Annotated in this window: 13 protein-coding genes and 2 pseudogenes; 11 read left to right on the forward strand and 4 right to left on the reverse strand. The window is 31.1% G+C overall.

What is annotated here, in order from left to right; all coding sequences use genetic code 11:
* Positions 1-186 precede the first annotated feature (186 nt).
* The gene (colA, locus tag AC22L0_RS19140) at positions 187-3,102 is read left to right on the forward strand and encodes a collagenase ColA (protein WP_487272404.1); all 2,916 of its coding nucleotides are present in this window, start codon (positions 187-189) and stop codon (positions 3,100-3,102) included.
* A 378-nt stretch (positions 3,103-3,480) separates the two neighbouring features.
* Here the strand turns inward: colA and AC22L0_RS19145 are convergent, their stop codons facing one another.
* Positions 3,481-4,734: a sensor histidine kinase gene (locus AC22L0_RS19145; protein WP_000513018.1), complete on the reverse strand. Its 1,254-nt coding sequence runs from the start codon at positions 4,732-4,734 to the stop codon at positions 3,481-3,483.
* Positions 4,735-5,367: 633 nt separating this feature from the next.
* On the opposite strand from AC22L0_RS19145, the gene AC22L0_RS19150 reads away from it, so the two are divergent.
* Positions 5,368-5,808 (forward strand): hypothetical protein, encoded by a 441-nt coding sequence (locus tag AC22L0_RS19150; protein ID WP_000773525.1) that lies wholly within the window; start codon positions 5,368-5,370, stop codon positions 5,806-5,808.
* A 372-nt stretch (positions 5,809-6,180) separates the two neighbouring features.
* Here AC22L0_RS19150 and AC22L0_RS19155 read toward each other — a convergent pair whose 3' ends face one another.
* Complete coding sequence (locus AC22L0_RS19155; RefSeq protein ID WP_000473483.1) at positions 6,181-6,534, reverse strand: hypothetical protein; 354 nt, start codon at positions 6,532-6,534, stop codon at positions 6,181-6,183.
* Between the two features lie 571 nt (positions 6,535-7,105).
* On the opposite strand from AC22L0_RS19155, the gene AC22L0_RS19160 reads away from it, so the two are divergent.
* A complete protein-coding gene (locus AC22L0_RS19160; protein ID WP_087967746.1) occupies positions 7,106-10,387 on the forward strand; it encodes a VaFE repeat-containing surface-anchored protein in 3,282 nt (1,093 codons plus the stop codon).
* A gap of 104 nt (positions 10,388-10,491) precedes the next feature.
* Positions 10,492-10,743 (forward strand): annotated as a pseudogene (locus AC22L0_RS19165) (TetR/AcrR family transcriptional regulator); the annotation flags it as partial.
* A gap of 152 nt (positions 10,744-10,895) precedes the next feature.
* Here the strand turns inward: AC22L0_RS19165 and AC22L0_RS19170 are convergent.
* Positions 10,896-12,374 carry an Lsa family ABC-F type ribosomal protection protein gene (locus AC22L0_RS19170; RefSeq protein WP_044584737.1) on the reverse strand — a complete coding sequence of 493 codons (1,479 nt, stop codon included), beginning with the start codon at positions 12,372-12,374 and terminating at the stop codon, positions 10,896-10,898.
* A 1,017-nt stretch (positions 12,375-13,391) separates the two neighbouring features.
* On the opposite strand from AC22L0_RS19170, the gene AC22L0_RS19175 reads away from it, so the two are divergent.
* The 5 genes and pseudogenes from AC22L0_RS19175 (at position 13,392) to AC22L0_RS19195 (ending at position 21,069) form a co-directional block, all read left to right on the forward strand.
* Positions 13,392-16,121: a sensor domain-containing protein gene (locus AC22L0_RS19175; protein WP_033667177.1), complete on the forward strand. Its 2,730-nt coding sequence runs from the start codon at positions 13,392-13,394 to the stop codon at positions 16,119-16,121.
* Positions 16,122-16,272: 151 nt separating this feature from the next.
* Positions 16,273-16,776: a tetratricopeptide repeat protein gene (locus tag AC22L0_RS19180; protein ID WP_061139036.1), complete on the forward strand. Its 504-nt coding sequence runs from the start codon at positions 16,273-16,275 to the stop codon at positions 16,774-16,776.
* Between the two features lie 513 nt (positions 16,777-17,289).
* A complete protein-coding gene (locus tag AC22L0_RS19185) occupies positions 17,290-18,558 on the forward strand; it encodes a glycoside hydrolase family 5 protein (RefSeq protein ID WP_002026152.1) in 1,269 nt (422 codons plus the stop codon).
* 231 nt (positions 18,559-18,789) lie between these two features.
* Positions 18,790-19,176, forward strand: a pseudogene (locus AC22L0_RS19190) (fascin domain-containing protein); the annotation flags it as partial.
* Between the two features lie 1,557 nt (positions 19,177-20,733).
* Positions 20,734-21,069 (forward strand): hypothetical protein, encoded by a 336-nt coding sequence (locus tag AC22L0_RS19195; RefSeq protein WP_000524431.1) that lies wholly within the window; start codon positions 20,734-20,736, stop codon positions 21,067-21,069.
* 260 nt (positions 21,070-21,329) lie between these two features.
* Here AC22L0_RS19195 and AC22L0_RS19200 read toward each other — a convergent pair whose 3' ends face one another.
* A complete protein-coding gene (locus AC22L0_RS19200; RefSeq protein WP_000088957.1) occupies positions 21,330-21,704 on the reverse strand; it encodes a hypothetical protein in 375 nt (124 codons plus the stop codon).
* 388 nt (positions 21,705-22,092) lie between these two features.
* Between AC22L0_RS19200 and AC22L0_RS19205 the strand changes: the two genes are divergently transcribed.
* Positions 22,093-22,218 carry a hypothetical protein gene (locus AC22L0_RS19205; RefSeq protein ID WP_002026153.1) on the forward strand — a complete coding sequence of 42 codons (126 nt, stop codon included), beginning with the start codon at positions 22,093-22,095 and terminating at the stop codon, positions 22,216-22,218.
* A 33-nt stretch (positions 22,219-22,251) separates the two neighbouring features.
* Positions 22,252-22,536 carry a hypothetical protein gene (locus AC22L0_RS19210; RefSeq protein ID WP_002005513.1) on the forward strand — a complete coding sequence of 95 codons (285 nt, stop codon included), beginning with the start codon at positions 22,252-22,254 and terminating at the stop codon, positions 22,534-22,536.
* Positions 22,537-23,025 lie beyond the last annotated feature (489 nt).

Raw genomic sequence — 23,025 nt, forward strand, 5'->3', positions numbered from 1 at the left:
AGATGTAGCAGGAATTTTGCTATTATCTATCTTTTTTTGATATAAAATGCACGGAAAGTCAAGCGTTAATTTTATATGGAATGGATACATGTGTGAACGTTACCTTATTTTTTCTCAATACAGGACAAAAAGTAAAAATAGTAAAATAATGGAGCGGGACACTAAAAATGTAAGGTAGGGGAGAGCATGAAAGGCTATTCAAAGAAAATGTTAGTAGGGGTAAGTTTTGCTAGTTTAATGTTAGGGAGTTTTCAAGGGGTAAGTTTGGCAGAAGATACTAAGGGAGAGCAAGTTTCTTATCGAAATGTGCTCAAAATGGAGCCAGTCGGTGTACAACTACCAGTACAAGAATTAGCTCATTCATCGAAAGTGCTCGAAAGCAAGTCTTTTGAGAAAAGGTTACAATTTGCCGATTTATCACAAAGACCACCTGAGGTGAAAAAAGGAAGTAAGCAATTAGCTGTAGCGAAAACTTATACAATTGCCGAATTAAATCAATTAAGCAATCAGCAGTTAGTAGATTTACTTGTAACAATTGATTGGGAGCAAATTACGGGGCTATTTCAGTTTAATACAGACAGTCTAGCATTCTATCAAAATGATAGTAGGATGCAGGCGATTATTGATAAATTGAAGCAGCAAGGACAAGCCTATACGAAGGATGATTCAAAAGGGATTGAGACATTAGTAGAGGTATTACGTTCAGGATTTTATTTAGGATTTTATAATTCAGAACTTAGTAAATTAAATGAACGGAGTTATCATGATAAATGCTTACCTGCATTAAAAGCGATGGCTAACAATTCAAATTTCAAGCTGGGTACATTAGAGCAAAATAGAGTGGTATCATCATACGGAAAGTTAATAGGAAACGCTTCAAGTGATGTGGAAACGATAACATCAGCTGCAAAGATTTTTAAACAATATAATGATAATTTTTCTACATTAGTAGATAATCTTTCAGCTGGAAATGCTATTTACGATATTATGCAAGGTGTTGATTACGACATTCAATCGTATTTGTACGATACGAGGAAAGCACCGAAAGATACAGTATGGTATCAGAAAATAGATAGTTATATTAATGAATTAAGTCGTTTTGCATTAATGGGAACGATTACAGAAAAAACCGGTTGGCTTATTAATAATGGCATTTATTATACAGGTAGACTCGGTATGTTCCATAGTACAGGAACGAAAGGGTTACAAGTTGTAACAGATGCGATGAAAATGTATCCGTATTTAGAGGAGCAATATTTCGTAGCTGCTGAGCAAATTGCAACGAATTATGGCGGAAAAGATGCAAATGGTAAAGTAGTGAATTTAGATCAAATAAGAGAAGATGGAAAGAAAAAATATTTGCCAAAAACGTATACGTTTGATGATGGGGCAATTGTTTTAAAAGCTGGAGATAAAGTGACAGAAGAAAAAGTAAAACGTTTATATTGGGCGGCAAAAGAAGTAAAGGCACAATTCCATCGTACGGTTGAAAGTGATCAACCTTTAGAAAAAGGAAATCCTGATGATGTATTAACGATGGTTATTTATAATAGCCCAGCAGAATATCAATTTAATCGTCAATTGTACGGTTATGAAACGAATAACGGTGGTCTTTATATAGAAGGAACAGGTACGTTCTTTACTTATGAGCGTACGCCAGAAGAAAGTATTTATAGTTTAGAAGAATTATTCAGACACGAGTTCACGCATTATTTACAAGGTAGATATGAAGTACCAGGGTTATGGGGACAAGGGAAAATATATGAAAATGAAAGATTATCTTGGTTTGAAGAAGGAAATGCTGAATTTTTTGCAGGGGCAACGAGAACGGATAATGTTGTACCGAGAAAGAGTATTATAGGAGGATTATCTTCAAATCCAGCAGAGCGTTATACGGCAGAGCGAACGTTAAATGCAAAGTATGGAACGTGGGATTTCTATAATTATTCCTTTGCTTTACAATCGTATATGTACAATAAGAGATATGATATGTTCGATAAAATACATGATCTTATTAGGAAAAATGATGTAACAGCATATGATGCATATCGCTCTACATTAAGTAAAGATGCGAATTTAAATAAAGAATATCAGGACTATATGCAAATGCTAGTTGATAATCGTGAGAAATATAATGTGCCATTAGTATCAGACGATTATTTAGCGAATCATGCATCGAAGCCAGTTTCAGATATTGCAGCAGAAATAACAGCGGAAGCAAAATTGAAAAATGTATCAGTGAAGAAAAATAAATCACAGTTCTTTAATACATTCACACTACAAGGAACATATACAGGAACTGCAGCAAAAGGAGAATATGAAGATTGGAAAACAATTACACAAAACGTTAATGATACGTTAAAACGTTTAAGTGCAAAGGAATGGACAGGCTATAAAACAGTAACAGCATACTTTGTAAAATATCGCGTGAATACATCAGGACAATTTGAATATGATGTTGTGTTCCACGGTATTAATACAGAAGAAGGTGCAGAGAATAAAGCACCAGTTGCAGTTATAAACGGTCCGTATAGCGGAAATGTAAATGAAGCAATTTTATTTACAAGCGACGGATCAAAAGATGAAGACGGGAAAATTACTTCGTATAAATGGGAGTTTGGTGATGGAGCAGTAAGTAATGAGCAAAATCCAACTCACGTATATACAAAAGAAGGAACGTATACGACGAAATTAACGGTAACAGACGATAAAGGAGCAACTAATACTGCTACAGCGACTGTAACTGTTCAAAAGAAAGAAGATAACAGTGTAGAAAAAGAACCGAATAACTCATTCCAAACAGCAAACCAATTGCAGTTAAATCAAGTTTTACGTGCTAGTTTAGGAAATGGCGATACAAGTGATTTCTTTGAATTTAATGTGGAGACTGCTAAAAACCTTCAAATTAACGTAACGAATGAAAATAATATTGGAATGAACTGGGTACTTTATTCTGAAGCAGATTTAAATAATTATGTTACGTATGCTCAGCAACAAGGGAATAAACTAGTAGGTAGTTACTATACGTATCCAGGGAAGTATTATTTACATGTGTATCAGTATGGCGGGGGGACAGGGAATTATACGGTGGAAGTGAAGTAGTAAAAGGGGAGTTGTCTTTTTCAATGAATGGAAAAAGGTCTGTACTTTAATGAAAAAACAACTGCAGGCAATGTCTCTAATGATAATAACAAATTAAGTGTCGCGAGATGTTATATTTATATTAAACCAATCTAATCAGTAAATAAGATAAAATCGATGAACTAGTATTTCATCACGATGTAAGAAAAGTTATAAATATTAAGTGTTTTTAATTGAATTAAACTAAAGGATCAGAGTGTATCTGTAACAATAGATAGGCTCTGATCCTTATTATATTTAATTAACGCATATGAATTTAAGATAATTAATAAGTAAGCTAGCTAGCGGGATTCTTAAAATTCATTTATGTAATTAACTAAACAGAAAATTGTTATCACATTAGCAAGGGATACTAATAGAAAAGCGTGTCCCTTTACCTAATTCACTCTCTATTTCTATATCTCCGTTTAATTCTTTAATAATACTATAAGCAATCATAGTACCAAGCCCAGTTCCTTTTTCTGTTGTTGAATAGAATGGCAAAGCAATTCGTTTTATTTGTTGAGATGACATCCCAATTCCTGAATCAATAATATCAATCATGATATTTCCTTTTACTTTTTGTATATTTATTTGTAATAATCCACCATTTTTCATAGCCTCAATTCCGTTTTGGATGATGTTGTTTAGACAGAGTTTGAATTTTTCGGGGTCTCCATTTATATAAAAGGAATCTGTACTATTTTGTTTGATTTCAACTTTGTATGATAGAGCGAGTGGTGAAATAGTATCTTTCACCTGATTTAAAATGTGATTAATATCTATTTTTTCTTTTAGGGTATTCTGTGGTTTGGTTAAAGATAAATAGTTATTAATAGTAGATTGTATTTGCTGCATTTCAATTAACATGATTTCTAAGTATTGATCCTGAGATAGCTTAGAGGCATGTTTTTCATTTAATAATTGAGTGAATCCATGTACCGTGGTTAGTGGATTGTGGATTTCGTGTGCAATTGACGCTGCTAGTTCGCTAGCTATATAAAATTTTTCAGCCCGTTGCAGTTTTTCTTTCATTTTATATTTCTCAATCATTTCCTCTATAAAATAAACTGATAATAATACTGTGAAAATATTAATGACTATATAATTTAATAAAAATTCTATGAGAGTAGAGTCTATTTTACCTCCTGTATTTATTTGAGTTACAATACCGCAAATAGAAAGGGAAGCTGTACATACTAAAATAAGAAGTAAGCTTAATAATATCTTTTTTTCTTTAAAATACATAGGTAATAAGTAACGAAAGAGCATTGTTATAACAGAAATGATAGTAAAGATAATAAATGATGGAAGAACGCCATTTCCGCCTAAGTAAAACCGGTAAGAAAGATATAAAATTCCTATAAAAACAATGTTTTTTGTATTTCCATATAGAAAAACTAATATTATAGGAATAAAACGTAAATCATAAATAAATCCCACATGTAAATGAAAAGGAAAAGTCATACAAAAAATAATAGCAATGGAGGAAAGAATAGAAAATAACATATTATTACATGTTATTTTTTCTTTAAACTCTAGCCAAAATACGTGATAGCTAAGGATACAAATTATTATAATAAAGGTATTTAATAAAAGAGTAGAAATTCCCATAGTTTTGCATCTCCGATAGTTTGTAAGTAGAATTATGTATGAGTTGGACATAGATGTTTAGTATTAGTAGACTTTTTATCTAAAAAAGGAAGGGTACTTGAAAAGTGCTGTTATATTACTCGTATTAAAATTGATAAGGAAAATAGAAAAAAATAATAGATAAAAAATCTATTTAAATTTATTTACATATGAAATCATAAACTAACTTTTGTATAGGTGAAATTTGGATTGAGTTACTGATAAAATAAGTCTTTTTAAGTATGAATATTCTGTGAAAATGATATGCGTGGTGACTCCTGTTTTGTAGCCTTCGTTATATTAACATGGAATATATCAAATTACAAAGTGAAATTTTAGAAAAATTTTATTAGTACATTTTATCTGAAATAGAAATGCTATTTATTTGAGTATTTTGGTACTTACTCGTATAAAACTTTGTTAGAAAAAGACTTTAAAATTTACATGTTTTTTATGAAGTGTAATATTGTAGCTTTATCTATGTGGCTTTCTCAATAACTATTAAGGCGAAAAGTTAAAATATATAGGTTTGTAGATATGAATTATTACATAAAAACGCACTTAAAAAAGGATGTATGATGGTAATAGAATACAAACATCAAGGGGGAACTTAAAATGAAGTTAAATAAACTAGTGCTTAGTTGTGGAGTAGTTTCAGCATTAACACTTGGTGTGTTAGGGAATAATACTTATGCTGAAGAAGTACACAAAACGAATGATCCAATTCATGTAGTTGAACATGTTTCTGCAGACTTATTATTAACCCAAACAATGAATTATAGTGGCGAGGCTGTAACTTCTTTCGTATATGATGGGAGTACTGACTTAAGCTTCTCTATGAAAAATAATGGTCAAAATACAATGGGATATAGTGTAAAAGGTCCAAATACAGAGCTAATTGTTGGTGGTTATATAAAACCTGGAGAACAACAAATTAATGTTACAAATGTACGGAATGCTTTATCTCCATTACCGAATGGAACATATAAAATTTACGTTTCAAATGATGATGGTTCTAAGGGGCAATTCCAAGTTTCAGTAAGATCTATGAATTAAATTTAAAACGCTTTGTTTTTAAGTTAATTTAATCTTTGCTTATTGGAAAGAAGCTAAAATGAATTGAGAATTACCGATAAAAATGAAAACGAGCACCTTATCTAGTTGTGAGAGGGTGTTCGTTTTTTGCTATTAAACAGAAAATAATTATAAATATATTTTGATATCCCCATTGCTAACCTACTAGATTGTGTCAACGAGAGAATGTCTACTATAAAAGATATTAAAATAAAGATGATGTAACATTCCGCTAAATTATATGGGGAAATAGAAAAACCACCCTTATATGAGTGGTTTTTAGTAATTATTTTTAGGTTATACATTTAAAATTAGGCTAAGTTATAGAAATAATAAACATTTAATCCGTTGTTATTATTTTGGTTCTGGATAATGATTGTAGTATGAGATTCTAATAAATTCTTGGTAGACATTTGTTAATTTGGCATCTCTAAGAGCATCGTTGAATTTTTGCATACGTACACTCCCTTGAGCGTAGCCTCCACCTGGAGTATAAGGGTTTCTAGCTTCAAAGTCATCCAAAAATACTTTTAATTTTTTATAGTCTTGAGATTGATAGAAAGCCACGGCCTCTTCAGGAGTGACATCAAAGTAAGAGGATGACGTTGAGTTATAAGAAGCTGCTTGAGCAGTAGGTGCCTCTAGCATAGTTGCAGCTCCACCGAACATAGTAAGCGCCATAGAAGATACAATAATTTTTTTAAACATAATAAAACCTCCATGTAGAATATTAGATTAATAGTAATCCTGTAATCATTATAGTTACAACGAAAAAGATTATCAAATGCAATATTGCATAATATATCCCGTTATTTTTGGGCAGTAAGACTCCCGCCCAAAAATTCAATGAAAGCAAAGAAGTTAGGTGGGAATCGGGCGGATTAAAGTTTCGCTTTATTATTTGAACGAGAAGTCACCTTTATATTTAAATGGAGGAGTGTAATAGATTAAAAGAGGTGTATAAATTACTCAGGTTAACAAGAAAATGAAAAGGCTATTTTTAATAGGGGAAAGCTTAATAACTGGAGTAAAGGAATTGCTATTTATATATTTAACATACATATTTGTCTTTTAAATTGTAGGCGTGTTTTAGAATTTGTATATAGTAAATTCGTTAAAAAACTTGATAAATAATAAAATGTGTAAATTTTTTGACTATTTTATTAAAATTATTTAATATTTGTAATTTATTGTTTTATAATGATAATTGGGTCGATCGTGAATGTTTTAGATATTGCGATATATACTCGGATTAATTTATTCTAGGGAGGTTACAAAATTGGGTAAGAGAGTCATTATAAGAGTTTTTACATTATTATCAGTACTGGCATTATTCCTTAATGTATTTTTACCTAGGGCTAGTGCAGAGGTTATGACGCATGAGAAATATTCAATGGACTGGAGTTATAGTAATAGTCTAGGTAAGTACATTCGCACTGAAATGATTAAAAATTCAAGTGGTCAAATTGCTTATTGCTTAACCCTTGGATTAAAATCACCAAATGGTGAAGATCTTCCTGAAATGGGGAAAACAGATAATGTAGTATATAGAGTCTTATTAAATGGTTTCCCGCAAAAAAGTGCTGAACAGCTGGGAGTAGCTAATAAAAATGAAGCGCATTATGCAACGCAACTTGCGGTTTGGAATGCACTAGGTCAACTTGATGTAAATGAACTGAAACATGCGAATAAAAATGTTGAAAAAGCGGCTAAGACAATTATCAATGCTGCTAATAATAGTGGGGATACGCAAGATATTTATATGAATGTTATCCCAGCTGAAAAACAAAAAGCAGAATTAAAAGGTGAATTCTTCGAAACGAATCTATATACAGTACAAACAAATGCTAAGAGTGGTTCTTATAAAGTAGTAGCGAAAAATGCACCTAATGGAGTTAGAATTGTTAGTGAAAATGGAGAAGTGAAAGATCAGCTTTCAGTTGGAGAAAAATTTCGTATCCAAATTCCTAAGAATACAAAAACGGGTGAATTTAATTTAAGTGTTGCTGCTAATTTAACTAAAGTTCAAGCAATTGCTTACCGTGGTACGGATACTGTTCAGAATGCTACAGTACTATTAGAGAGAAATGAAGAAAAGCTTAGTAGTGATCTTGCAGTAAATTGGGAAGCAGCTGGTTCTTTAAAAATTAAAAAGGTTGGAGAAAATGGAGAAGTTTTAGCTGGTGCAGTATTTGAGGTCTTTAATGCAAATAATGAATCAGTCGGAAAAATCACGACTGGTGCTGATGGTATGGCAGAATTAAACAACTTACCAATTGGTACTTACACATTAAAAGAAATTAAAGCACCAACAGGCTATGTTTCAGATGATAAACCACAAACTATTGAAGTTAAGACAGGGGAAACAGGAGCTGTCCAAATAGTAAATAACAAAGTAAAAGGTAACATCGAAATTAAAAAGCTTAGTGATTCAGGAAAGATTTTACCAAATGTTGAATTCACAGTCTTCACTGAAGATGGAAAAGAAGTGAAAAAAGTAGTAACAAAAGAAAATGGAATTGCAAACGTTGAAGATCTTACGTATGGTAAATATTATTTCTTAGAGACAAAAACACCTAATGGATATATTGGAAATAAAACAAAGTATCCTTTTGAAATTAAAGAGCACAATAAAACACTTACTTTTACAGTGGAAAATACCGAAGTGAAAGGTAGTGTAAAATTACTAAAAGTAGATAATGAAGATATTAGTAAAAAATTAGAAGGTGCAGCATTCGAGCTAAAAGATGCAAATGGAAAAGTAGTTGGGGAATATAAGACAGATAAAAATGGTGAGATTAACGTCAAAGATTTAGCGTATGGTAAATATTCATTTGTAGAAAAGGCTTCTCCAAATGGTTACGTTCTTGTTAAAGAACCGATTATGTTCGAAATAAAGGAACATGGAAAGATTATTGAGTTATTGGCAGTTAATCATCTTATCAAAGGTGATCTAGAAATTACAAAGGTAGATGTAGCTGATGGAAATAACAAGCTTCCAAATGCAGAATTTACGATTTATAACGAAGCAGGAAAAGAAGTAGTAAAAGGAAAAACAGACGATAAAGGAATCGCTAAATTTGAAAAGTTACCATTTGGAAAATACACATATAAAGAAACTGTTGCACCAAACGGTTATGTATTAAATGAAGAAACGTTCTCTTTTGAAATTAAAGAGAATGGTCAAATCATTAAACACATTGTCAAAGATGAAAAGATTCCTTCAATAAAAACAACAGCTACTGATAAAATAGATGGTACAAAAGAAATGCACACGTCTAAGTCTGTAACAATCCAAGATAAAGTGGAATACAAAGATCTACAAGTAGGTAAAGAGTACACTTTAAAAGGTAAATTAATGAATAAAGAGACTAATAAACCATTAGTTGTAAATGGTAAAGAAGTAACTGTTGAAACGAAGTTTACACCAAAAGAAGCAAATGGTTCTATTACACTAGATTTCACTTTTGATGCAACTGGTTTAGAAGAAAAAGAAGTAGTAGTATTCGAAGAGTTACTGAAAGACGGAAAAGTTGTTACGACACATGCTGATATCAATGATAAAGGTCAAACAGTTAAGTTCGTTAAGCCATCAGTAAAAACGACAGCAACAAACAAAGCTGATGGTGGAAAAGAGATTCATTCAAAGGATTCTATCACTATTCAAGACAAAGTGGAGTATACTAACTTAGTTGTAGGTAAAGAGTACACTGTAAAAGGTAAACTAATGAACAAAGCTATTAAAAAACCATTATTAATTGATGGAAAAGAAGTAACAGCTGAAACGAAGTTTACTGCAAAAGAAAAGAACGGTTTTGTAACATTAGACTTTACTTTTGTTGGTGCTGAACAGCAAGGAAGAGAAGTAGTCGTGTTTGAAGATTTATTACATGAGGGTCAAGTAATTGCAACTCATGCTGACATTAACGATGTAGGTCAAACAGTTCGATTTGTAGAACCTTTTATTAAAACGACAGCAACAAACAAAGCTGATGGTTCTAAAGAGTTAGATGCTTCTAAAACTGTAACAATCCAAGATAAAGTGGAATACAAAGACTTAATTGTGGGTAAAGAGTACGTTGTAAAAGGCAAACTAATGGATAAAGCAACAAACAAGCCATTATTAGTTGATGGTAAAGAAGTAACAGTAGAATCTAAGTTTACTGCTAAAGAGAAGAATGGTTCTATCACATTAGACTTCACTTTCAATGCTTCTGCATTACAAGGTAAAGAAGTAGTAGTATTTGAAGAACTGTATCAAGATAATATATTAGTAGCTATTCACGCTGAAATTGAAGATAAGGGACAAACAGTGAAATTTAAAGAGGGAAAATCGGAACAACCAAAACCAGAACAGCCAAATTCAGGTAAAAATACGCCAACACCAGAGCAACCTAACGAGCAAGTAAAAGAACAACCACAACTTAAGAAAGAAATTCAATCTAAAATTGGATGGTTACCGCAAACAGGTACTAATCTTACAAGTTGGATCTCTATGGCTGCAGGAGCATTACTGTTAATTGTTGGTGGAGTGATTTTCTTAAAACGTAAAAATGCATAGAAATTAAAAAATAAGCACATCTGTTTTTATAACAAGATGTGCTTATTTTTATCATTTTAGCCAAGAAGACTCCTATATTTAAGCGTGAATGGCATTTAAAATAGCAACCATATTTTATAGGTAATTTTGAACAGTTAAAAGAAATATTACAGGAGGGTGAAAAGCAAGGAGTTTTTCATTTCTTCTCCATAAATCATACAATACATTGGATCACTTCTATTGTTTTATTTCCAAAGTTTAAAAAGTTTATTGATTTTTTAGGACCAAATGAAACGAATGATACAAATCATGAATGGATGCCAGAAAACTTAGTGGACAGGATTGTTACTGCATTAACAGATAAACCTAATGTGTAAATTATTCAGTGTTTATGAATTCTATTATTACTATTTAAAGCCTAATTTCTCAATGTATTGTAGAGAAATTAGGCTTTTTTTATCAATTCATTAAAGTTTTTATAATTCAAAGACTCAAGTTAATGATTATATTTTCAAGTATTCGTTTTGAGCTACATAGATATAGTTTTCGTTGCAACTGTTTGTTGAAATATTTTATCATGCTCAACAATAACCATTGTGGGATTAAATTGTTGAATAAGTTCTTCAATCTGCATGCGGGAATAGATATCTATAAAATTTAGTGGTTCGTCCCATATATATATATGAGCTTTTTCACATAAACTTTTAGCGATAAGCAGTTTTTTCTTTTGTCCACCAGAATAATGAGATATATCTTTTTCAAATTGAATTCGGTCAAAGTCCATCTTACTTAGGATGGACTTAAATAAGGTTTCATCAATCTTGTGCTCTTCAATAAAGCCTGATAGCGATCCCTTCAAATGAGAAGTATCTTGTTGGACATAGGAAATGATGAGTCCTGTACCTAAAGTAACTAAGCCTGTATGCTGTATCGGATGTCCTAGAATTAGTTTTAGGATACTACTTTTTCCGCTCCCATTCGTTCCATCAAGTACAATTCGGTCACCTTGTTCAACTATGAAGCTAATCGGCTCATTCACAATTTGATCATTGTACTTAACGGACACGTCAACTAAAGTAACCAATTCATTTGATTTAAATTGCAATTGTTCCAATTTTAATGACTCAGTTTTTTCCACATTTTTTAGTAATTTTGATTTTTCCTCAATAGCTTTTTGTTGCCTTGATTCAAGGTTTTTTGCTCTTTTCATCATCTTGGCTGCTTTATGTCCTACAAACCCCTTATCCAACTTAGAGCCTGAATTCCTCGTTCCATTTTTTGAAGCTTCCACGTCATGAGACCAACTTGCTGAACGTTTGGAAGACTGTTTTAATCGCCCTATGTCTTTTTGTAGACGCTCATTTGTAGCCTTCTCGTGTTCTTGCTGTCTATCAAAATTTAACTTCCAAGAAGAATAGTTACCACTTTGAACTTCAATATTTGCTCTATTAATAGATAGGATATGGTCAACGCACCCATCTAAAAAGATTCTGTCATGTGAAATTAAAATAAATCCTTTTTTCTTCCTTAGATAATTGGAGACTATCTTTCGTGCATCTGTATCTAAGTGATTTGTTGGTTCATCAATTAATAGAAATTGACCCGCATTTAAAAACAGTGCAGCAAGCAACACTTTTGTTTGTTCCCCATTTGATAATGTTTTAAATGGTCTGTACATGACCTCAGCATCAACATTTAAATAGGATATCTCACGTAGAAGTTCCCAATCTGCAGCTTGGGGACAAATTTCTTCAAGGATTTCATGAGTGAATTTGTTCTTATCTGAAACAGAGTAGGGGAAATAATTGAATTCTACTGAAGCAAGGATTTTCCCGCTATACTCATAATTCCCTAACAATAAATTAAAGAATGTCGTTTTACCTCGTCCGTTTCTACCAATAAATCCTAGCTTCCAATCCGTATCTATTTGGAAGTTTACACTTTCAAAAATATTATCAAAGCTACCTGGGTATGAAAAAGTTAAGTCTTGGACCTTTATCATTGACATAATAATTCCTCCTTTATATATCGAAACGTTTCATATAAAGTCGGAACATCCATCCATTTTTTAATTCCTCTATATAAGTTTGATGGATATTAACGACTTATATAGAGCATTACATGTGTAACAATAGTATCTGAAGTACTCATTTTTCTCGCTCCTTTATTTGTGAAGTACATTTAACAATTAGTAAGTTTCAACTAAGACAAACGGGAATAAAAAAATCCCCCAATTTGTAATCGGAAGGATTAGTCTTTCGTCTATACTTAATAAGTACTTATTAATCATTTGAATCATGACAAATAAAGTATGAACTGAATTTTAAAAATGGATAGACTAACCCTATATTTTGTAGTTTGAAGTTATAAAATTCAACTTAAAATATAAATTAGTTAATCATTATTCATCCATCATTCCTTTCATAATTCTATTTTTAGAGTAACATTCTTTTTAGGGAGATGCAATATTAGCTTCAATTTCATCTAATTCTAAATCATTTATAATTCTTTGAGTAAGGAGATAAAACTTTACCGCCCTTTTTATAAACATCACATTTTTGTTCAATAGGTCATGTCTTTTGTCCGTTAAAAAGAGAGGATATGAAATTGACATCAACTTTTTGTGTAACTATAATAGTTACAGTTGGTTTCGTAAACTAATTTGAATTTCTATTTTAATGATAGTATATTTTCATTCCTTTTTAAGTGTGACAGATAGCAACTATAATCCAATAGAGGAGTAGATTCTATCTCATATGTAAAGAGTAGATAAGTTGTACTCGCCAAATTTACGATGCTCAAATACTTAAAAAATTACATTTTTCAGCTTATCCTTTTTAGAATCCTCAGTATTGATAATTGTAAACATCTACAAAAAGTTAATAAGATTGTTGTGTATAGAAAGAAATCTTTTAAAAAGGTCATAATATGGATAATAGGTAGCACACATTTTAATTAGTAGGACTTGTGCCACCATCAAGCCATTTTTTAATAAAAGTATAGAAAAATCAAGAAGGTGAATCCATTGCGTAAACATGTATATGTGCAATTTTATGTATTGATATTGGCTTTAATAACTTATATAAGCTTTTGCTTTATATTTTTATTTGTTTTTCCGAATCATTATTTCGTATCAGATTTTAATATCCGACTATCATCTTTAGTCGTTGAAACTACTGTATTTATCTCATTACTGTATTCTATATTATCCCAAAAAATTAAGTTAGGAGTATTCTGGGTTTGCATTACTATTGCAATAGGGTGTTTTTTGATAGGAAATTTCATATCCGCTTTTCAAGTACTTAATGTAGAATTACCAATACAAAATTTTAATATTTCTGATGTATTTCTACTGTTTTTCTTATTCTTCTTTCTTTTTGCGTTCTTTTATAAAATTATGATGGAATGTAACAAATGGGAGAAAGCGTATTTACTTTGTGATTTATGCATTGTTGTTACTGCTATTTTTACATTAGAGTGGTACCTATTTAATAAACCATCTGCAAATATTTTATTCTTATCAATTGGAGATGTTTTTCTCTCATTTATTTTTCCGATTATAGATTTATTGCTTCTATTACTTGGAGTTACACTGATCTTTCGACCTGCTATTTTCAATGCAAAAAGTAAATTGTTTATTTTTATCCTAGTATTAACTGGATTGGCTATTACGGACTATTTGTATTTTTACTTACAAGGTGATTTATCAGAGCGTTCAGTTATATTTTTAAGGTGTTTGTATAGAGTTTTCCTATTATTTATCGCTATTGCTGCTACAATCCCAAAGAATACTTCTTCTAAAAGAAATTATTTTATTATTAATCCGACATTTGGAGAGAAACTTCTTGGTATATTCCCTTATCTTGCAGTTGCAGTCTTAATTGGCTTTACTTTGAAAGAGCAAACTTCTTCAGCTACATTAATTACGGGAAATTGTATTGCTTTTGTATTTGTACTGATTCGTCATACAATCGTACGAATGCAAAACAAAGAGTTAACTAAAACATTAAAAGTGTTTAATAATCAATTAGAACAAACAGTATCTCAAAGAACAAGGGATTTAATAAATAAATCTAATGATTTAGTAAAAAATCAAGAGAGATTTAAGTCATTATATGAGTATCATCCGGATCCTATTTTAACGATTGATTCAAACGGTATCGTATTAAATATAAACCAGGCTGGAAGTATGTTATTAGGAAAAGAAAGTGCTGCATTAATAGGGAAAGAGTGCTTCTCTATTTTTTTAGATGAAGATAAATCTGAATTGGAAGCAGCTATAAAGAAAGGGAAACGATGTAGTTCATCTTCACTACAGTTACGTGTGAAAAATAACAATGAGAAGGATATACTCTTTTGGTATGTCACTATAGTTCCTATTATGATAGAAGGACAAACCTTTGGGAGCTATGTAATGGTAAAAGACATAACAAGGATGAAACAACAACAGGAAGAGATAAATTACCTTGCATTCCATGATACGGTGACGGAGATTGGAAATCGTATATTCTTCCAACAAGAATTAGATAGATCTATTAAGCGTGCACAAAAAACACAGGATAAGTTTGGGCTCCTGTATATTGATTTAAATCGCTTTAAGACTATTAATGATACATTGGGTCATTCGATTGGTGACAAGGTTTTAAAAGAAGTTGCCAAACGTTTTAGGACATGTCTGTCACCGACTATTCCTCTAGCAAGAATAGGTGGTGATGAGTTTGCGATCATTGTCCATAACCAAACAGAGCAACAGCTATTGGATTTGTGTAAAACTCTATTTCGTATAACTGAAGAACCATTTGTAGTAAATCAGCATAGTTTTTACTTATCTCTTAGTATAGGAATAGCAGTGTATCCATTTGGAGGAATAAATACTACTACACTTTTACAACACGCTGATATCGCTATGTATAGCGCAAAGGAAAAAGGTAACAATGCTGTTTGTATGTATGACGAGACATTATCTCAAAAAGTAACTCGTCGATTACGATTAGAACAGGATTTACCAAATGCAATTGAAAATAATGAGTTGTTTTTATTGTATCAACCACAAATTGATAGTAAAGCAGGTAAGGTTATTGGTGCAGAGGCTTTAATACGTTGGCAACATCCAGAGCTTGGACTGATTTCTCCTTTTGAGTTTATACCTATCGCAGAAGAAACGGCGCAGATTATTTCAATTGGGAAGTGGACGTTACAGAAAGCGTGTCAACAACTGAAAGAATGGCATTCTGCGGGCTTTTCAAATCTAAAGATGGGGATAAATTTATCAGCTATAGAGTTTGAACAGAAAGATTTTGTTCAAACCATTATATCTACCATAGAAGAGATAGGAGTACCTGCTAATTCGATTGATTTGGAATTAACAGAGCGAATAGCAATGGTAGATGAAAAGGAAACCTTATCGAAGTTAAAAGCATTAAAATCATATGGTGTACATTTATCAATTGACGATTTTGGTACAGGTTATTCTTCATTAGCGTATCTGCCTCTTTATCCAATTGATACTTTGAAAATTCCAAGAGAATTTGTTAATAGGATTGGAACTTCTACTGATGGAGATGAAATTATACAAACCATTATTTCACTTGCTCATACTTTAAACATGAAAGTGATAGCAGAAGGGGTAGAAACGAAGGAACAATTAACAGTGTTACAACGTAATGCATGTTATCTAATTCAGGGCTATTACTACAGTAAACCTGTAAATGAAGATGAATTTATTGGTTTTTTAAGTACAATACAAAATGAATAAGTGAAAAATCAGTATATGTATGAAATAAAGTGAAAAGACGATCTATCCATATGGATTTGAACGTCTTTTCACTTTATTTTCAGTAGTTATGCAGCAAGGTTTCAGCCTTTGAAAGTAAAATAAGTATCTATATTCCTTGTATTTAGGGCTAATGGGATATGAGGTGAAAGTTGCTTCTTGTGAAACCGCATTAGGGACAGCTCGTATATTCTTAAAGCAATTTGAAAAAGCGGAAGAACATTTCAATCGTTCCATTGACCTTTTGCAAAAACATAATGAAGAAAAATTGATTTTAATAGTAAGGCATAATCTAGGACTATTATATGCAACTCAAAATTTATCTAAATTAGCAATTCGTCATTTATCAGAAGTGACAGAGAAGAATATTGCCCATTTTAAAGCAGTGTTCTTACAAGCGCGTGAACACTATAAGCTAAGAAAAACAAATATTGTAAAAGAACTTATTGTAAAAGAACTTATTGTAAAAGAACTTATTGAAAAAGGATTAGCAGTTTGTATGGAATTAGGAAATGAAGAGTATGTATATCATTTCAATATTTTACGTTCTCTTAATGAAGATGAAGTAATTAAACTCTTAGAAGAAGTGAAAAAAGTATTTCTTACTTCGAAAAGCAAGGTTTATGGGATTTCGTAGAAGAATATGCAGATCTAAAAAAGGAAGAAATTATACAATAATCACATGCTATCATTTTTAATAGCTAATTAACAAAAGGACTCCAATTATGGAGTCCCTTTGTTAATGGGATAATGCTTTAGTTTATCTAATTATAACGATATTTGTAAAAAGTGTAAAAGGGTCCTAGTTTGGAGGGGGAATTATTTAATCTTTTTTATTTAATAAAAGGGATGATATTTAGTTATCTGCGCTTCTTAATTATGTTTTTTATCACAATTTGAAGTAAATTTCAGTTAATCTTATTTATTTTATAGGAATTATAAGTTATACTAAAAGTAGGTGCAAAATGTACCATTTGAAAAAGAGTGCATTGCAAAAAGGAATCCGTAAAGGATTCCTTTTTTGTTTCTTTTAAAATGAAGCAACGTTCTAATTATCTCTTTCTTTTTTTATGAATGAACTACCAATGTATAAATTTAAAAGGTATTTTTGGAAAATTGCCATATTCCTGTAACAAAACAAAGGTATGTTATGTGTGTTAAATATAAAGAGAAAGAAGGAAAAGTTGTGAAAAAAGTTTTGCCAATTGTTGCGTTATTAGGCATGATGAGTTTTGGAGTACAGGAAATGAATGTAAGAGCTGATACATACCACAAGGGCGATTCAAAAATTAGTTTTTGGGATTCGAAAAGAAAGGGTACTAATTTCATGAATAGTACGTCATTACCTGAAAACTATAAAAGTGCAAAAGAAGCTAATATTGAATATGTACGTTTAGCACCTGATAAATGGGCAAAAGATAAAGATTTTCTATTTGAGGATAAACCAGATACTTCTGGAAAGGATTTTCTGATAGGTAATGCAGATAACTATCGGGGATTAGTAAAGGAAGATCTAGAAAAATTAAAGGCGGATTTAGATGCCGCACAATCACAAGGAATGAAAGTCGTTCTTACAATGTTATCCTTACCTGGTGATCGATGGCGCCAATTTAATAATAATAAGAATGACGACAGAATATGGGAAGAAGAGAAGTATCAAGAACAAGCAAGTCAATTTTGGAAGGACCTCGCTCTGGAACTAAAAGATCACCCCGCGGTGGTTGGTTATAATATTATAAATGAACCACATCCAGAAACAGCTAAAAATAATAGATATAATGATTTTTGGACGGAAGATTACGAGAAATGGTATGCAAAAGTAAAAGGAACGACAGCTGATTTAAACAGATTTTATGAAAAGGTGATTAACTCCATTCGTGAAGTGGACAAAGAAACACCGATTATTTTAGATTCAGGTTTATATGCTACTCCATGGGCCTTTAAATATTTAAAACCAGTAGAGGATAAAAAAACACTATACGCATTTCATATGTATGAACCATATGAATTAACGAGCCAAGGTGAAAAACAAAACAAGGAATATCAATATCCAGGATTAGTAAAAGTAGGGGATTTAGAGAAACCTGTAATGTGGAATAGACAGGGATTAGAGAAGTTTTTGAAGCCAATTCAACAATGGTCTAAGAAAAATCATGTACCATCTAATCGAATTATTGCAGAGGAGTTTGGAATTAACCGTACTGTTCCAGGTGCTACCCAATACATGCAAGATCTTATTTCTATCTTTAACCAAAAAGGATGGCATAAATCATTCTATGCATTCCGTGAAGACACATGGACAGGGATGAATTATGAATTGGGAACAGAAAAAATAAAATGGGATGAAGAGGGTAAACCGATGCGTCAAGATAATTCACTCTGGGATGTAATAAAAAAAGATTTACAAACGCGTAAATAGTTTAGAATATTAGGTTTAAGGACTAAATATAAGCATCTAATTCAAATAGAATTAGATGCTTTTTATTTCGAAAAAAGGTGGAGTTGAATTAAAGGTTCCATCTTTTCTTTTGCATAAAGAGTACCAATCAGGTTTATTTACAACGAAAAATAAGATTTTTAGAGAATAGCTTAGAAAAAATTGTGGAGGTTTAAACAAATGTGGTCACAATTGTTTAAACCTTTAAAGTAAAATGGAAGTTGGACAGTTGCTATACAGGCAGCAAATTTACAATATGTTTCGGCTGAGCCTTCGGGAAATATAATAGCAAATCGTAATGCAGTTAATGAATGGGAGAAATTCGAATTAATTCCGACTGGGGAATTATATACGTACGCTTTAAAAACTAAAAGTAATGGGAAGTATGTTTTGTTTGAGCCAAATGGTAGAGTAGTAGCAGATCGTACATCAATTGGTGCATGGGAAAAGTTTATCTTATATAATGGTGGAGACAATAGGATATATGTATTACAAGCACTAAGTAATGGTAGATATATATCAGCAAATGGTGGTAGAGAATTAACAGCTACTAGTTATGTAGCTGGAAGTTGGGAAAGATTTGTTATTGTATACTTCTAAACTTTGAAGTGTTATATATCTAAATGATAATGGCATGTTTAGTTGGTATAAATACCTAATACAATAAAGTTTTAAGCATGTAATACAAGTGTATATTAACGTGTAAAAGGGCTGCAAATAATTAGCAGTCCTTTTTGCATGTTAAATAAGGACTTACTGAGGTTATAATGAAAAGAAAAAGAACCCTATAGGGTTCTTTTTCAAGGCATATTAACAGTAAGGAGAATCATGAAATGCTACTTCAAATCTTTATTAGGGGAAAGATTTTGAAAAAGCTTAACATGTATTTATTTTTACATAAATGTAAGATGTAGTAAATTGATAATGTTTATACTTACTATTACTAATATTCAATTAAGATAGTTAATACTATTTATATAGTGTTAACTGGTGTATAGTACAGTATAGATTTAGAAATTTAATATTAGATTTCATTTGTTAAAAAAGTTAATAGATATATTATTTCAAATTCTAACTAACATTTAAACGATTTTAATTGAAATTGGTTGTGTATTAACCTTTATAAGCCAATAAAAGTAAATAAAAGTAAATAAAATAAACAAAGACCCTGTAATAAATACAGGGCCGGGTACAGGGTTAAGGGAACGCATAGTTTCTTAATATCATAGTAGCATATATTCTTTGTATAGCTACATGAGGATTTTGACAGAATTAAGAACAAGACAGAAATTCTGTAAGAAAGCAAATATAGTGCTGGAAATGTGATTGGAAATTAAGTTATAAGTATATTGAAATAGATGAAAATTCTTGAGTGTATGATTAAATTACCTTTAAATATGAGGCTTAGGTTAGAGGGCTAATTGGATCTTACTAAATAGGAGAAATGTTTTTTAGATTAAAAGAAGAAAAGACACCTTTTGGTTGTCTTTTCTTTAGGTAAACAGTTCACATATTGCTGAATTAGATACGAAACTATAATTCGACTACGAAGTAAATCCTAACATAATCTGAACAGAAAAAATATGTAATATTACATTTTTAGTTTTTAATTATTTTATTCAATATAGAGAAGCAACGTAAATAAAAGGGCATGCAGTCGTATCTGCAGCCCTTTTTAGGAGGAATTCAAGACACCATTAGGACACGTATCGGTAAACAGGTTCAAAAATAGTATGTGTGAAAAGAAAAAGTCCTATACCAAAAGTAGACAGGATCTTATCTTTTTTACATTTTTAAAAATGAAATGCTGTCCTTTTGAAATCAGTACAGCACACATTTGGTTTGTAATGAAATTAGAAAAAGTATACATGAAAATGGCAGACAACTATTTTGTTGCCTGCCGGTGCCAGTGGATTGAATGAGTTAGTCAATTCAATAAATTGTGCTATCTCATTACCAGAAGAGTGAAGCCGCTAGTTCAAACGGCTTAGACATAGTTTGTCTAATAAAGAAAAAATTATGAGTAGAAATTTTGTTTGCTCTATATGAAAAGATAAATAGATATTCATCAGACAAGGATAATTTAGCATATCTTGAATAGGGTGTAGGAACGAATTAAAGAAAGGGATATTTGTTTAGGAAGGGACTGACTCAGGAGTGGGACTTTCGGACAGGGTTTGGGGAGCGGTGATTGCCTTTGGCATTGCGACTAATATCGTTGCTTGTATAATGGCGGTATACATTCAAAAATATGAGCTAATGATAAATCATCTTACAAATATTTTATTTTTAATAATTATCTCTTTAACGTTTATAAAGATGAAAATTAACAGATGGGTGGCTTTAGGATTTACATTAGTTGTAATAGAGAAAGGTATTAAAGCGGGCTATGACTTCTACACACATAATTATTATAGTGTCAGTTGGAGTTTAGCTATCATTGTCTATTGCATATACGAGATGGAAAAGTATCATATTGAAATAAACGAATAGGCGCAACAAAAAGGTGTTAGTAGGTGGAATTCTTTTTAAAATACTATAAAAAAGACACTACAAGAGTGTCTTTTTTTTGAAAATACTCTATAATTAACTTTGGGGAAGGTAATGTTAGAGTATTCGTTTAGCATTATCTTTATATTTGATAAACCATGAAATCGAAAGATTTTGTGGTTTATTTTATGAACAATAGATATTACAGTATTGGCAGTGAGTTATTAACCATTTTAAGCATTAGGGGAGAATGGATTAAAAGTCTAACATCGAATAACGGTTCCGGAATATAGTGTTGCGAAATGATCTCCCATATCCCAAACGGTACTTGCCTGTATATAGCCCTTAAAGCCTTCTGAAGAATAATAAATCTCTTTTGGTATACTTTCTTTAGTTTGGAAATGTGCTTTAGAGTACTTTACATAATGGTTTTTAACAACTTTTGCTTCTGGAACAATAGTGTTTTTTTGTTCCAATTTTGGCCTAGCACTAGAAGGTGGTATGAATTTTATATTGTCTTGGTAATTAGGATCTAAGGTGTCAGCTTGTACACTGTGTGACGAAACAAAGGTGCTTAGACTACTTCCCGCGATTAAAGTTGCAAATACTAACTTTGAGAATTTTGTTAATCTACTCATTCTATAATCTCCTTTTTATTATTTTGTAAGGTATCTCCTTACACCTCACAGTCTATATCCACTACAAAAGGGTGTACATACATATTGATAGACAAAATTCTACAAAATACCGCATGTTTTTGGGATTTATGTATAATAATCCAATGTCTAATAATCTATCAAAAGTAAAAAGGTAGGTCTTATATAAAAGAAAATGAATAATTTATGCAGGTAATGTATATGGAATTATTGTTTAAATATTCTAAAATGAGTTGATAAAGATGTTGGTAGTTTTTTTGGAAAACAAATAATTCCCTAGGTGAAATTTGGAAGGAAGATTCTCTGTTAGAGTTTTTATAAGGGAATTCATTTTCGTAGATTCAAAATGTAAAAATAACTAAAAGAGCAAGTGTTTCAATGGGTAAAAAGCTATGTTGAGTCTTTTTTCTCTGTCGGTGGTCGTCTAATCAATGAAATGACGGATGCTTATGATAGTTTGTGTCTAGCAACATTCGTGTATAAACGAATGAATTAAGAAAAGGGTGAAATATTGGATAACTCGAAATGGATGCCTTTAAGTAATGTTGATGATGATGAGGAAATTTGGGTAGGAGCAAGAGTTAGGGTGTACAATGTTGGTATGAATAGAGAAGATAAAGAAAATAATTTCTATGAATATATTATTTCTTATATCTACGACAACACTAACTACTTACAACTAACTAATTTAACAACAGGAAAAGCAGGTTATATTATTTGTGTCATTGAAAAAGAATTACCAAATAATTATGCTTTGGTCAGAACATTAAAGCAAAGAATAGGTTTAGAAAATACCTATTTTAGATTTGAATAATCAACAAATAAGGGAAGCACCAACTCTAAGGTGTCTTCCCTTATTTAATACTTTTTATCAATAATCAATATTAACAGAGCCTAAATAAAAAAGTGAGAAAAATGATAAACACTCTTCTCACTTTCATCAATTAGGGTGGCATATACATAAATATGCGTTTGGGTGGATTTTGGATGAAAAATCCACATGCATAGTATAACAAAAAAATTATGGCTTTTCGCATGTAATATTGCATATGAAAAATAGTAAAGTTTTAAATTTTAATATTAACAACTTATATATATGTGTTACAATGTAATTCTCTAATTTATTTTATTCTCCTATTTAGAATTTATAGTTTAGTGATTCAATAATACAAAAGTGGTTGTAATAAATAGATAAAACGATGAAATAATACAGTTAGAATGGTTAAAAGGCAGTTGAATATAAGTATTAAAAGAAATAAATTTACTTATTTATGTTTAGTGAATGTATTATGGTAAGAATTTC

It is taken from the genome of Bacillus sp. LQ01 (assembly GCF_057624735.1).